Origin of the sequence: Pseudohaemophilus parahaemolyticus (genome assembly GCF_938021905.1) — a bacterium.
Lineage (GTDB): Bacteria > Pseudomonadota > Gammaproteobacteria > Enterobacterales > Pasteurellaceae > Haemophilus_A > Haemophilus_A parahaemolyticus_B.
In genome coordinates this window covers 13,166-27,338 of the sequence record NZ_CALIFA010000073.1, presented here as the reverse complement: position 1 = coordinate 27,338, position 14,173 = coordinate 13,166, and the positions used below count along the sequence as shown (strand labels likewise).

The 14,173-nt window shown below is 41.7% G+C and carries 9 protein-coding genes; 2 read left to right on the top strand and 7 right to left on the bottom strand.

All coding sequences use genetic code 11. The features are described 5' to 3' along the window. Window positions 1–50: 50 nt before the first annotated feature. Entirely contained in the window at window positions 51–584 is a 534-nt protein-coding gene (locus QMF79_RS08160) for an IS3 family transposase (protein ID WP_425591890.1), read from the top strand. Further along, window positions 559–687, top strand: coding sequence for an IS3 family transposase (locus tag QMF79_RS10430; protein WP_425591891.1), 129 nt, complete (start codon window positions 559–561; stop codon window positions 685–687). The genes QMF79_RS08160 and QMF79_RS10430 overlap by 26 nt, the downstream gene beginning before the upstream one ends. Before the next feature lie 281 nt (window positions 688–968). Here QMF79_RS10430 and QMF79_RS08155 read toward each other — a convergent pair whose 3' ends face one another. The 7 genes from QMF79_RS08155 to QMF79_RS08125 form a co-directional block, all read right to left on the bottom strand. Beyond that, the gene (locus QMF79_RS08155) at window positions 969–1,301 is read right to left on the bottom strand and encodes a hypothetical protein (protein WP_281773454.1); all 333 of its coding nucleotides are present in this window, start codon (window positions 1,299–1,301) and stop codon (window positions 969–971) included. Continuing rightward, window positions 1,302–1,625 carry a hypothetical protein gene (locus tag QMF79_RS08150; RefSeq protein WP_281773453.1) on the bottom strand — a complete coding sequence of 108 codons (324 nt, stop codon included), beginning with the start codon at window positions 1,623–1,625 and terminating at the stop codon, window positions 1,302–1,304. A gap of 24 nt (window positions 1,626–1,649) precedes the next feature. Continuing rightward, window positions 1,650–2,573: a hypothetical protein gene (locus tag QMF79_RS08145; protein ID WP_281773452.1), complete on the bottom strand. Its 924-nt coding sequence runs from the start codon at window positions 2,571–2,573 to the stop codon at window positions 1,650–1,652. A 2-nt stretch (window positions 2,574–2,575) separates the two neighbouring features. After that, window positions 2,576–2,788, bottom strand: coding sequence for a hypothetical protein (locus tag QMF79_RS08140; RefSeq protein WP_281773451.1), 213 nt, complete (start codon window positions 2,786–2,788; stop codon window positions 2,576–2,578). 68 nt (window positions 2,789–2,856) lie between these two features. Continuing rightward, complete coding sequence (locus QMF79_RS08135) at window positions 2,857–3,222, bottom strand: hypothetical protein (RefSeq protein WP_281773450.1); 366 nt, start codon at window positions 3,220–3,222, stop codon at window positions 2,857–2,859. Further along, window positions 3,219–3,959: a tetratricopeptide repeat protein gene (locus QMF79_RS08130; RefSeq protein ID WP_281773449.1), complete on the bottom strand. Its 741-nt coding sequence runs from the start codon at window positions 3,957–3,959 to the stop codon at window positions 3,219–3,221. The genes QMF79_RS08135 and QMF79_RS08130 overlap by 4 nt, the downstream gene beginning before the upstream one ends. 98 nt (window positions 3,960–4,057) lie before the next feature. After that, window positions 4,058–14,146 (bottom strand): LPD38 domain-containing protein, encoded by a 10,089-nt coding sequence (locus QMF79_RS08125; protein WP_281773448.1) that lies wholly within the window; start codon window positions 14,144–14,146, stop codon window positions 4,058–4,060. Between the last annotated feature and the right edge of the window lie 27 nt (window positions 14,147–14,173).

The window sequence follows — 14,173 nt, the reverse complement described above, 5'->3', positions numbered from 1 at the left end:
TAGTGGAACCATTAGTCAATGGTTGAAAGCCTTTCGGAAAAACGGTATAAATGGGCTCTACCCTAAACCCAAAAGATAGCACACTAAAAGCCCGAATTCGTGATATTAAGCAGGCAGAGCCTAATTATGGCTATCGGCGAGTCAGTGCGAAGCTCGTTGGGCTAAACCATAAGAGCGTACAACGCTTGATTCAAGAAATGGGTTTACAAGTTCGCACGAAGAAACAGGGTAAATATCGTTCATATAAAGGTGAACAAGGCAAAATTGCACCGAACCTGTTACAACGGGATTTTAGTGCGAGTAAACCGAATGAGAAGTGGTTGACCGATATTACCGAATTTAGCGTGAAAGACGAAAAGAGCTATTTTTCCCCAATTTTAGATTGCTTTAATAATGAACTGATTGCTTATGGATTAAGTCGCTGCCCAAATGGCATGTTAGTACAAGAGATGCTGTTACAAGCGGTGGAAAAATTGCCGAGAAATGCGAATTTAATATTACATTCAGACCAAAGAATCCATTATCAAATGCCGAGCTATCAACGCCTATTAGCGAAAAATAGGATTTCTCAAAGTATGTCTTGAAAAGGTTATCAATGATTATGTCCGGTACTATAATGAAGAACGACTCCAATTAAAATTAAAAGGACTGAGTCCGATACAATATCGAAAGCAGTCCTTTAAATAAAGGTCTAACTTTTGGGGGTTAGATCATTATTGACTTATATAGTTTGTACTTTTATGATACTTAATGAGTTTAAAAAATGGAGGCGTGTACCGTATTCAAATAGAACAGATAACTAATTGATTTATAATACTTTTTCAATCTGTAAAATTTAACCACATACTTTACCACATACTATTCAATATGATTAACTTACCTATATAAGGTTGAGCATATTAAATTGCTCAACCTCTTCTTTATTTACCTCTCATTTTTTAACCACTCATATTTATTCACTTTTCTATTTAACCTTTACACCCACAATCCTCACTATTTTCTGCCGTTGGACACCCCAAATCATTAAACCCCGATTGAGTAAATTCCCATTTTACGCACGAGCCTGCTGGGAATGTTTTTGCCGTTGTGCCGTCTTTGGCTCGTTCGATTTTGACTTGTGTACCAAAAGCATAGGCTTTGACAATTTCTGCTCCTGTGCCGTCGTTGATGACCAAGTAAGTGTGATTTTCCCCCAGCTTTTCTGCTAAGGCACGTGCTTCCGTGATAGGCAGTAAGCCGTCGGTTGCGTTAAGTTTTTCGGTTAGGCTTGTACTAAAGCCGTTTAAAAATTGATATTTCATTTAGCACCCCAAACATTCTGAAGAAGTAAAATAGCCGTTTTCACTGCTGCCCATATTGCATTTACAACCAAGATGTAATGGCACGCAGAAAGGTTTGCAACCCTCAATGCGGATAATGCCTTGATAACGTCCTGATCGTGAGTTGTATAGTGCATCGTCCCACATAAAAGTAACCGTATCCGCCGTGATTTCTAGGGCTGGATACACAATCGTTTGATTGCCACCCACGCGGGTAATCTCAATGGCTGCTTGTGTTGCATTACTGCAGTTGTCTATTTGAAAAGTGGTCTTTGCCACAGTTTTGTTGATATGTATTGGTCGCATTGTTGCTCCTTATTTTTTGTTGTATTACGTCCACAAATTATTCGCAAAGGCTGGTATCATTCCAGAAGTTAATGCTCCGAAACCTGCCATATTCATTGTGCCAAGATGACCGCCAATGTTGGATAAACCTGCCACCGATTGCGACCAGCCTTCATACGGGTTGATGGAACTTGCCGCTGCTGCCGCTTGTTGAGCGGTGCGAAGTGAATTAAGGCTGTCTGCAATACGCCCTTGAAACATACTATTCCATTTGTACATTTCCTCACGGTATTGACTTTCACGTTGATGTTTACGTTCTTCTTCAAAGCGAATTGCAGAATTCGTGGCTAAAACGACCGCTTTTGCTTCTGCTACTTGCAGTTGGCGTAAGGCGGTGCGTGTTGCACCCACGCAATGAATACGGCTCTCACGCTGCACTTTATCTCTGGCACGGGAAAATTCGCTTCTTGCGGTCGCAATAGCACGATCTTTTGCGGTTTCATAATCCACCTGATAGCCACGCTTTTCACGTTCTGACGCTTCATTTAACATTCGCAATTCAATTGGGCGAGAATTGTCGTACCAATGATTGAAAAACTTATCCGACTTATCTTTTTGGTTGCCCCAGATTTCATCAAAACGATTCTGTGCTTGTTTGGCGACATCGTGCTGCTTATCTGCAAAGTAGAAACTGGCTGCTTGTTGAATCAGGGCGATAATCATATTATTCCGTGCATTAACTTTCACCGCACTGTAATACTTACAAGCATATTCTGCCATTGCCGCCGCTCTTGCCGCTGCACTGGCATCGGTTAATTTATTGCTTGATTGTGCTTTTTCGAGGGCCGCTTTTAGATTTTCCTGAACACCTTTACAAGCATCATCATCTTTCTCAAATGCACCTGTGCCATATAAAATAGCCGCCCCTGCCGCAATCGTGCCTGCGGCCGCAAGTACTCCCTCTGACATCGTTAAACCTCATTAAAATGATGTAAATAAAGATAATCCGTTTTCTCTTTGTATTCCAAAAACTGATGTATCAACTCTTTCACAAACTCATCACGCAAGGGCGTGAGTTGTTGTGGCGTGTATTTTTTGTATTCCTGATAAAGCAGCTCCTTGTTAGTCTCTTTATCTGATTCGTCCCGTAGCTTTTCAATCACGGGCTTAAATTGATTTGCCATAGCCCTCCTTGCAAATTTTGGGTATAAAAAACCGCTTGTAACTTTCGCTACAAGCGGTCGGTTTTTATTTATAAATTGCTTAATCGCTCACTGGCTTTTTTTGCTGCGACAACCTGTTGGTGGGCTTGCATCTTGCTCACATCATCATTCAGAAAATAACAACACAACACCCGTTTATCTTTTAGCATCTGCATTTCTCTCGCAAGTGTTTTTGCTAATTTAGAATCCATACTACGTAATTGTTCAATAAGATATTGATGCTCTCCCATATTTTCTCGTTGAACATTACCATCAGCATAATTTTCCTCAATATAGGCTTTCACTAAATGATACAGATAATAATAAGAATGTTTAATACAATCTCGCCATTCTATTTCTGTGTCTTGCTGTGCGAGATATTCAGCTCTTGCCAATAGAGTTTCGGGTACAATCATTCTGAAGCCTCACAACAAATAAATAGATTACCTAAATTGAGTTGATGTTCTTCTTCAAAATCAGTAATGAAATCTGCTAAAGCCTGATTGCAATCCACCACGTTTTGAACGTCTGAGTCGTCAAAGCACTTCACGATGTATCGGGAATAGCGTCGTTCTTCAATCTGACTTTCTTCAGTGAGATAAATAAATCGATGAGGAATATAACGAGAAATAATCTCTGACACGCCCTCCCCAAACTTCAACATTATCTCAGTATTATTTTGGAAGAATGATACCAATATATTTTTTTCTGGAAAAGACTCTTCCGTTTTCTTCATTTTATTTAACAAATAAACGATTTTTTCACATTCTTTATAAGCATAAAAATTAGAAAATGGTGTTTTCAATAATTCCAATAATCCAAGATTATTTTCACCCAACTCAAGTGTTTTTCTAAACATTTCTAAGGCGTGACGAGGTTGTCCTAATATGAGATAAGACATCCCAAAATTGTAATAATGTTCCGCACTTGGATTAAGCTCAATTGCTTTTTCCCAATATGAGATAGAGTCAAGGTCGTTTTGATATGCAAGTAACACCCCTCTTAGGGCATAAGCAAGATCGGGTTCTACTTGTTCTAGACCATCTAAATCTTTATGTAATGCTTTCAGATAAAAAGCATTGATGGACTTCATAAAACGAGCATTACCAATCCGATCTTGAATGCTACTTGCTTTAGTCAGTGCTATTGCCATATCTTGCTCCTTAATATCGGCACATTTTACCGAATATCACATAGACTTCAAGCAAATGATTGACAAAACCCGACCATCGCCAGTCGGGCTTTATTCCGTTATCGAGGATTTGCCGTTGCCAACCCTTCACGCTTACGCCACGCGTAAACCGCTTCACGTTGAATGCGGTCGTTGATGGTGTTGATGTTTTGCAGACGAGAGGCTTTCATCTCTTCGCTCATCTTCTCTTCGTCTTTTTTGAGATTGCTTCTGGCCTGCGTAACCTTCTTCATCTCATCATTGACTTTGTTGTTCCAATTCACGATCTGCATTTTCTCTGGCGTTTTCCACTCGGCAAGTCTGCCCTTTGATTCGTAGTATTTGTACTCCGCCGCTAATTTCTCGGCTTCGCCTTTGTACTCATAGAATAAGCTTGCGATACGGTTTTCGCCTTTTACCCCGTAGTAATCGTTAAGGATTGGCACGACCTCCGATTTACCCTGCAAGGCACGGTTCGGATTTTCAATGCTGGCACTGACATAATCGCCCAACGACCCCATCATTCCACGATACGAGTCAAAAATGTGTTTGTAGAATTCGGGGTGCATATCTACACCGAATTGTTCATACATCATTTCTGCTGTCTCTTTCCAGAATTCTGCAGTATCTTGGAAAGATTGTTGTGAAAGTAATTTCTCACGCTGCACGGTTGTTGGACGAAGAATACCACCAAACGCAGAACGGTTCATTACCCATTGCAGTTGTGCTTTAACCATCGTTGGACTGAGCGTATCAAAGAGTTTCGCTAATGGTTCTTTCGAGGCTGGAATCTCCGACGGTGCAATCGGCAGCACGCTTTTTACATTATGCGTGATGATATTTGCCACCGCATCGCCCACGCTGATTTGATTATTCATCAGCTGCACGAGGTTGGTTGCAATGTTATTCGCCATTTGCGGTGCACCGTAGCCCACAGGGATTCGGATATATTTATCTTTCTCTCCCGTTGGGATTAAAATTTCACGCGATAAATCGCCATTTGCCAACATACGTTTACCGGCCTCATCGTCCTCATCATCTAACGCCATCAGGAACGACCATACTGCCATTGCCATTACGGTTCGGCTGGCAAGATAGACTTGACCACGACGAGTTTTCATCATCTGCACCAAGTTCTTACCACCTTGTAGCGTTGGGTTGAGGAACATATACAACGGCTTAAAGTGTTTCGCTGCCCAACCTTGCTTGCGGAAATTGGTCAGATTGAGTGTAATATCAGCCGCTTGTTTCTTATCGACACCTGCTTCTTTCAAAGCACGATAAGCGGCAAGGGAAGAAGCATAATCAAACGTGCCATTCCAAACTGCAACCAAATGCAATGCACCTTCAACCGCTCGATGATGAGGCTTATCGAGTTTTTTAATCTCTTCCACCAAATCTTTATCGGTGCGTGCCAAGTAAGTGCTGTAGTTTGATACCCCACCTAACTCAATCAACTCTTTTAAATCACGCTGATATTCGTTGCTTACGTCTAAGTTTTCCGTATCGCCTTTTGCTAAACGGCTGGTCGCACGCAATACCCGTGCCATCTCTGCAGGGTTGGCAAGGGCAGAGAAAGTGCGGTTACCAATTCGATTTTTCGCTTTTTGGCTTAACGGCTTGCCGTTGGCATCGTAAATATCGCGTGTAGTAATCAGAGCCGATTTTTCCCAAATATCACGAATCATATTTTTCGGGGCAAACGGCAATTTAAATTGCGTTACACCTTGTGCGTTAAGCCCCGTGAGTTTACGAACATAACGCATGGGGGAAAGTTTATGCTGCCATATTTGAAACTCATCGACATTACGCTGTCCGCCCTTAATCGCTTTAATCACATCTTCAGGCAAGCGGTATTCATAGTAAACATTACCAAACTTACGAATTAACACCTCATCGTTGGTGCGGGTTGTGCCTTGCATTACTTGGCGACGAATACCCACCGTGTCAGCAACGTGTTCCTTCGCTTGCTCTTCCGTCATACCCTGTGCTTTCGCTTCTGCCAGTTTCTGCTCATAGACGGTATCAATGCCATTTTTAAACGGCTGCCACGCGGCATTTGCCACCGTTTTGTCTAACATTCGATATACCGCATCAATCGCATCTTCGGCTTCGGAATTGACACGTCCTTTCATATTTTTATCGCGTGAAGTGTTTACCCCTTTTGAGCTTGCTCCACCAATAAAGTCATCGTCATCTTTCAATAACGAATCAGGGTCGCCTGTGAGCGGCACATAATCCAAGTTACGCATATATTCCTTGAACTGCTCCTCCGTAATACGGTTGAATTCACGGTTTTTGTGAATGTTCCATTTCACCGCTTTACGCAATGGTTCAGTTGCCTCTTGCACCTCTTTTTGGCTGAAATGTTTTTCCACCTCTGCCATTAAGGCTTTGGCGTGCGGAATGGAGAAACCTGCCACGCCCACTTTACGCGGGACGATAAACTTGCCTTTCTCATCGACTTCCCAGTTATTGAGTTCGACATCGTGCTTGCGATAGCGATATTGGCGTTCCGCACGAATGTAAGCACGTTCCGCTTTGTCGATTTCCGCATTCGTACCGTTGGCTTTTGCATCATCAAAGGCTTGTTTTGCTTCAATCATTGCTTGCTCATCACGTGCCAATAGTTCTTGGTTTTTCTGAATCGAATAGTTTGCAGATACCCAAATACCGAGTGCTTTTTTCGTCCACTCAATATCTTTCTTGCGTTTTTTCGCCAAGTTCACAATGTTTTTATGCAACGGTTTTAAGAAACGTTGCATTAGCTGGCTGTTTAACGAATGACGAACACCATCCGCTAACTCAAAATCCGACTTCAATTCATTCGCTTGCACTTGAGCAAGGTCTAAATCGCCGATCCAATCCAACACAGGGCGCGTTTCATCGGTTAAGGCAAAGTCCGTTTTTCGCTGCACCTCATTCCAGATTTTGCTGAATTCCCCAGCTTTTACCGTTCCCCAAAAGGTTTCGTGTTTCACTTTGCCATCAGTTAAAATTTCCATTGAGGTTTGTTTGCGTGAGAAAAGCGGTTCGGAATTTTCATCACGGCTATTGAAATCCTGAATGCGTTGGATTAAACTACGGACATTAGCGATTTGTTGGGAAGTGTTCTTAGTATTTTCACTAGGTTCTGGCTTCCAAGTTAAAGACAAATCGCCACTGCCCTCGTGGAGCCGGTGTGAGTTAGAATCAAAACCTAATTCCGCCATTTCTGGCACGGGGGCTTTTTCATTTCCAATCTCAATCGTTTCCACAGAATAAACTCGATTGCCTTGTTCAGGTTTCAATTCTTTCACAGTGAGCTTAACAAGTTTCACATTCCCATCAATGTTAAGTGGTGCAAACATTTTATGAACACCTACAACATCAGGAGAATCATTTTTATTATAGGGTTCAGCCCAACCGTGAATCGCATTTTTAAATAAGCTATCCACATTAGCGACTGCCAATAAATGATCGTGAAGACTGGTTGATTTCGAGTGTGCTTTACCGCTCAACATTTTTTCAAGATTTGCTCTTGAGATAACTGCATCAATCCCTGTTTCATCATTGTGCAATGTTTTATTCAAAAACGCCTTTGCCAACTCTTTCACTTGAGCAAAGCTATTTGCCGTGCGTTTTGGCGTTGCGTTTTCAAAATCAACATCAAGATCGTTAGTGCGTGCTTTGCGTGAAAGTTTGCGTGAGAAAAGTGGATCGGAATTTTCATCACGGCTATTGAAATCCTGAATGCGTTGGATTAGACTGTTCAGCGTAGCACTATGAAGCCCGTCGAGAGTTCGTTCAGACTGAACGGAAGCCGACAATTCTGGCATAGTGCTATTTTTATTTCCGACCTCCAATGTTTCCACTGAATAGATACGGTTTCCTGAATTATCGTTAAACTCTTTAACGGTTAACTTAGCAAGCTTCATTTCCCCGTTAATGTTAATTGGTGCAAACATTTTGTGAACGCTTTTTAACGCAGTATTTTCTTCAGATTTAGCAGGTTCTGCCCAGCCTTCAATCGCATTTTCAAATAACTGATCGATGTTTGCCACTGCAATTAAATGATCTTCACGACTGCTAGATTTATCTGCCGCCTTGCCACTTACCAATTTATCTAGCGAACGCTTAGAAATTGTCGCAATCATTCCTGATTCACGGTTAACCAAAGGCTCGCCCAATAATTCAGTCACTGCTGCTCGTGCTTCCTCGAAACTATTTGCCGTGCGTTTTGGCGTTGCGTTTTCAAAATCAGCATCAAGGTCGTTAGTGCGTGCTTTGCGTGAAAACAGGATATTCCCACCGCTTTGCTCATCAAGCTCATTGGTGGCTTGCTTAATGATTTCCGCACGAGAAGTTTCTACATCAGGATCGTACTCATAGATTTTTAACCCTGCTTGTTGCAACACATCATAGGCATTTTTTGGCAAGTTGTTTGGAATGACTGCACCAGAAAAATCGCTAAATTGGGTGACATCTTTGGCTTTGCCTTCAAAGTATTCTGTCGGCATTGCTTCCAATTTATCTAAATAATCCTGCACCAATTTACGATTACGAGCGGTGTTTTTCACATCGGCATAATGGAAGGCTTGCGGAATTCCCTCTTCTGCTGCATTCCAAAGTAAATCATAAATGTCCGATGTATTAAATTCATTTCCAAGGGCTTGAGCTTCTGCTTCAAGTTCACTACGCACGGTTTCAAATTCGTCTGCAGAAACAATACGATGTTTGTTGTCTTGAATATCTGCAATCGAATCAAATTGAGGTGTCACTTTAGCTCTCACATTGCCTTGCCCAATGCCAAATTTTTCCCCTCCACGAATGTTTTGCTTGAGTTTTTTCACTACGTTTTCAAGATTATGCGGAATGGTTTTACGCGTACCATCGCGTGCTTCTCCGTCATCAATACGTTCCTCCACATCAATACTGCTGGCAATGTTATCAACATAATCTGCAAAATCGCTGGCTCGTTCTTCCACAAGTTCATTGATTTTTGTCGCCGTTTTCCCTGCGTTCAAACGTGGTGCAGCTTGAGTTTCTTCATCATATTTCAAATCTAAAATCTTCATTCGATAATGATGACGAATGCTTTCAATGCCACTTTCTAAGATTTTTTGTGCCACAGAAAGATTACGTTTTGCGTGATTACGCACTAATGAATTTCCCATTTTTTCGGCTTTTTCCAAACGCTCAGATAAATCTGCAATATGATCTTCCACAAAACGTGTGAGTAATTCATCATTGTTCACAAAAGCAGAACGAGAAATACCTTGTGCTTTGGCTTGCTGAATACTTGGGTAATTCATTTGATTATTTGCAACCTCAACAGGTGCATCATAAACAGGTTCAACGGCAACACCATTTTCTTTTAAGAACTGGTATTTAACAGCGGTTGAGTTTTCCAACGTATTTACAACACCTTTATCTTCCAATCCTTGATAAGAAAAATCGTAAGAAAATTTATTGTCGCCAATCGCTTTCGCACTTTCTTCAAACTGTTTATTTAAGGCATTCACATCTTTTGCGTTAATGCGATAAGTAATGCCTAATCCGCTATGACGTGGTGAGTAAATGTCCGCACCAAACACTTTCGCTTTATTCGCCCCTTTTGGGTCAATGTAATCACGATTGCCTATTAAAGTGACTTCACCAAAACCCGTTAATGGATTGCTTTGTTTTGCCACCGCAACCGATGCAAATGGCAAGCCACCCATTTTCTTCGCGTGCATAATGCCTTTCGCACTGATGTTGTGCGTTACCATTAAATCACGTTGGTATGGAGTATCTTGTTTTGGGGCTTTGCGTGAGAAACGAACCTCAGAATTTTCAGATTGATATTGACTTAGGTCAGTTTCGGTTTTAATATCGTTAGCAGAAAGGTTCGCATCTGAACGTAGCTTAAGTGGTAATTGGAGCCAGTGTACGTTCGCTAATTGCGAACCTTTTTCTTTATCTGCATTGACACTGCTTTCATCTTTCACTATACTAGCCTTATTGAAAAGCAGGTCTAACGTATCATCTGCAAGCAATTGGAGCCTAGAGTTGATACGACCTGCTTTTCGCTTATCTACAAATCGCACATCGGATTTTTCAATCATATTCTCCAAATAGGCTCGCGTACCGTCTTTTCCATAAGCACTTGCTAATTTATGAAAAACTAAGCCATTCATTTCTTGATCTGCGTGTAATGCAGCAATGACTCTTTCATTTCCTTTAACTGATAATTCCGTTAAAACCACATAAGAGTTTGCCTTACCCTTCGTATTTTTAAATACTGCAACTGGATTATTCAATTCTTTTGGAATCTGTTTTAATAAATCAGCCGTCATTTCAGGGTGATCATTTTTGATTTTGCCAATCTTCGCAAAGTTGATATACATTGGTTCTTCACTAATACCCGATTGAATCAATGCTTCAGGTGTTGTACCTAGCTTAATCCAGCGGTTATTGTCAAAATGTGTTTCTGAAGAATTAAAGACTTCATCAACCGCTTTCGCAAAATCAGAATCAGATTCTTCGCTTAAGCTGTAGCGAGCATCTGAAGCGGTCGTATTTTCTGCAGATTTTGCAATGCCTTGTTTTACCGTTGCAAGTAGGTTTAGCACCTCTTGGTTAGACACGGTGTCAAGGTTTCTGCCTGTAATTCTTGCCACTAAGCGTTTAAAGAAATTCGCCACGTGTGATAGGCGTTTGACTAAATCGCTTTGCGGTTGTCGCCACTCTTGAACAATATGCACGCGGTAGCGGTTTTCGATTTCTGCCCAGTTGCCCGTCTCCATTGCCGCAAAGAGTTCCACAATTGCTTCTTCTGTTGCCACATCTTGCGAAATGGCAAGGTTTGGATTGTTCTCACGTTTTGCTTCAGCTTGACGTTCAGCAAAAATGCGTTTGGCAATGCCGTTTACCACCACGTTTTTGCGTGCTTGGTGTAACTGGTTTCTCAAGGCTTGAGAAAGTTGCACCTCTACCCCGTGATGACCAAGTTCGTGCCACGCCACCCACACAAGGCGTTCGTCTTTGCTAAGGATTTTGCCATCGGTAATGCCATCAAGATTCAGGTACAGTTTGCCGTTGTGATACCAGCCCTCTGCCCCACGACGTGCATCGTTTTCTCCGAATTGTTCATCACGCACGAATTCGATTTTATCTGCGTGTTCGCCTAACGCACGGCGTAATAATTCACGGGCGTGAGATTCTTCTACGTTGACATTCTGTTGAGAATTGTTTAAATTTAAACCGTTCTCTGCAACCACGCCCCTGCCTCTTTGTGAGTGAGCGTGCGTATCGTTCAGTTGGCTACGATTATTTCTAGCGAACTGTTCTGAATCAGAAGCCGCATTTGAAGCCCCTGTACCAGCACGGGAGAGTGTAGGGTTGGTATCAGTAGGGATAGACTTGTCATAACCCTTTCTATTCGCACCTTCAAATAATTCAAAGGCAGTAACAATCCAAGCGTTATTGCCTTTGTTTTTTGTGAGTGTAACCTGATAACCATTATGCTCCATTCTAATGTTTTGACTGTTTCCAACTGTTTTTTCAAAAACAGTATGCCCGCGAGCAATCACATCAACCACATCAGATACAAGCATTTGAGTAGCTTGCTCATAACTCATACCATCTTTACGCATACGCGCCTCTAAGATATGAGAAATGCCCATTCCCCCTTTAGTTTTACCGTTAGCTTTAACTGTACCTACATCGCCCCACTCAAAATCAACCCAGCCATCTAAATTATGATTGAACATCGCACGGTGTACGGTTCTACGTTCCGCAATAGCTTTATTCATTGCTTCACGACCACGTTTGATGTTGGCATCTACCGATTTAATTGGCGAGCGTGAATAGCTTTCTTGTGTAAGTTGTTCATCTGATTCAGTCTCAATGCTTTGCTCAGATTGTGGATTTTGATATTGACTTAAATCCGTTTCAGTCTTAACATTGCGAGCAGAAAGGGACGAATTATTATCAACATATGCGGGCAATTGAAGCCCAAAGGTTGATACAAATTTAGTCCCTTTTGCTTTATTCCAATACAGTAAGTCATTATTTAAACCACGCTGAATTTGAGCGTTACTTCTGCCATACACGCTTGCAATGTTAAGTAACTCAAGACCATTAGCATCTTGTTTAAGATGTAATGCAGCAATAACAGGTTTATCTTTGCCATTCTCACGCTCAATCAATTCTGTTAGGACAACATATCCATTTGGTTCTGTTGATGAACGCATTACTGCAATCGGATTATTAATTTGTTGCGGTAGTTGTTTTAACGTTTCAGGAGTAACTTGATGTTTGCCTCCCATTACTTTTTTAAATGTTGAACTGTGAATACTTACCTTCACATCAGGTAAGCCTAACATTTTCAATACACTAGGCGTTGTGCCAACATTTACATATCCACTAACATTTCCACCTTGAGCAACCGTATCCACCGCTTTCGCAAAAGGCGAATCGCTACTTTCGTTTAAGCTAAAGCGTAACTCCGCATTTTCTTCCACTCTTTGTGGTTCTGCAGTTTGTTGTAATTCTGTTTCGGCTTGGGTTAGTTTATTGTGTGCCAGCACTTTCTCTCTAATATACGGCACAAAATCTTGATGCTGCGTAAGTTTCTCCGTAGCTTCTTTACTCACTGCGTGAATGAAAGCATTTTTACGTTGTTCAAATTCCTCTGCTGTGATTTTCCCTTCATAAACATCGCTCACCAATGCATTTAATTCGCCTTCATATTTCTTAAAGGCTTCATTAGATGCTTGAGTAATGAAATTATCAGGAAGATTTGTAACATTCTGCGGATTTTCGACCGCTTGTTCAGGTTCTACTGCTAAGGGTTCATTCGATAGAAAATCATCATACGCACGATAACTTTCTTCTCTGGTTTGTTTTGCTTTTGTTTGAACTTCCTTACGTTTTGCCACATAGTCATCTAACCATTTACGCATTGCATTGCCGTCAGTAGGGTCAATGCCGTGTTTTTTCGCAATTGATTGAACCTCGCCAAAAGCTTGTTGCACCACAAAATCACGTTTGGCATCTTCGTTTTTAAAGGTCATCATTGCTGGCAACAAGTCACCAATTTTGCCGAGCTTTTTACCATTTCTCCAAGCCGTCATTCGCTCACGCAAATTAAGGACACGTTCCATTTCAGGATCTGTGCCATCATTAATTTCAGCTTGCTCTTGCGTATTACTTTCCGCTTGTGGCTCTGCTGTTACTTGCCCCGTTGCGTTTAAATATGCCTGTGCCAGCTTGCCATATTGCGAATTACTTTTTGCACGCTCTTCAATCACGCCATCTTGAATATCTTGCTCTAAATCCGCACGCATTTCGGCATACTCTTCGCTGTCTTGATACGGTTTTAACGCTTCATCTAGGGCTTGTGAGTTGATTAGGGTTGTGGTTGGTTGCTCTGGTTGTGTAGGTGATTCAGGGTTGACTACGGGTTCTTCGGCTTGTGGAGCATTGCGTCCGTTAATATAAGCTTCCGTTGCTGCTGGTACACCCATTCCTAAACCTGCAATTGCACCGAGTGTAGCATTACGCAATACGTTATCCGTCGCTTGAGTTTTACCATCAATCTGACCGACCGCAAGGTTGCTATTAAGCTGCTCTGCACCTTCTTGTAGGAACTCTTGCCCTGCCTCTTTACCGAGCGTTTTAAATACACCACGATTTACACCTTGACCTAATTTACCTGTTGGCGTTAAGGCTTCACTCGCACCAATAACGGCAGCGGCAGCAAGACTTTTCCAGTGGTCGGTTACATCTGTTTTGGCATCATTGACCGCATCCGCAAAGCTCATCCCTTTTGCCATTCGCTCTTGAATTTCAGGCAGTTGTAAAAGCTGTTGTGGATTGTTTTTGTAAGTGTCTTCATAGGCTTGCTCAATATCGTTTCTTGCACGCCCTACGCCACCTGCAGCATTGACTGCACCTAATCCAACACTACCTGTTGCAACACCTAACAACACTTGAGGTACTTGCTCTGCCAATAAATGCGGAAGTTGCATTGGGTTGGTTTTAAGGTTTGCTAACAATGCACTTACTTCATTTGCACCATTTTCTAGGGCTTTTTGTTCTTCACGGTTACCTAGATAATCATTGATTTGTTTAGCTGCACTATATTCTTTCTCAATGGTTCTGAGTTTGCCTTCGCCTCCACCAACTCTTCTAAAGAACTTCAAAGAACTCTAAAAAGTACTAAAAAAGCT

What these genes read in the sequence shown, in the direction of transcription:
- QMF79_RS08160 (WP_425591890.1), top strand. Translation starts at nt 51, where the DNA reads ATGGGCTCTACCCTAAACCCAAAAGATAGCACACTAAAAGCCCGAATT.
- QMF79_RS08155 (WP_281773454.1), bottom strand. Translation starts at nt 1,301, where the DNA reads ATGAAATATCAATTTTTAAACGGCTTTAGTACAAGCCTAACCGAAAAA.
- QMF79_RS08150 (WP_281773453.1), bottom strand. Translation starts at nt 1,625, where the DNA reads ATGCGACCAATACATATCAACAAAACTGTGGCAAAGACCACTTTTCAA.
- QMF79_RS08145 (WP_281773452.1), bottom strand. Translation starts at nt 2,573, where the DNA reads ATGTCAGAGGGAGTACTTGCGGCCGCAGGCACGATTGCGGCAGGGGCG.
- QMF79_RS08140 (WP_281773451.1), bottom strand. Translation starts at nt 2,788, where the DNA reads ATGGCAAATCAATTTAAGCCCGTGATTGAAAAGCTACGGGACGAATCA.
- QMF79_RS08135 (WP_281773450.1), bottom strand. Translation starts at nt 3,222, where the DNA reads ATGATTGTACCCGAAACTCTATTGGCAAGAGCTGAATATCTCGCACAG.
- QMF79_RS08130 (WP_281773449.1), bottom strand. Translation starts at nt 3,959, where the DNA reads ATGGCAATAGCACTGACTAAAGCAAGTAGCATTCAAGATCGGATTGGT.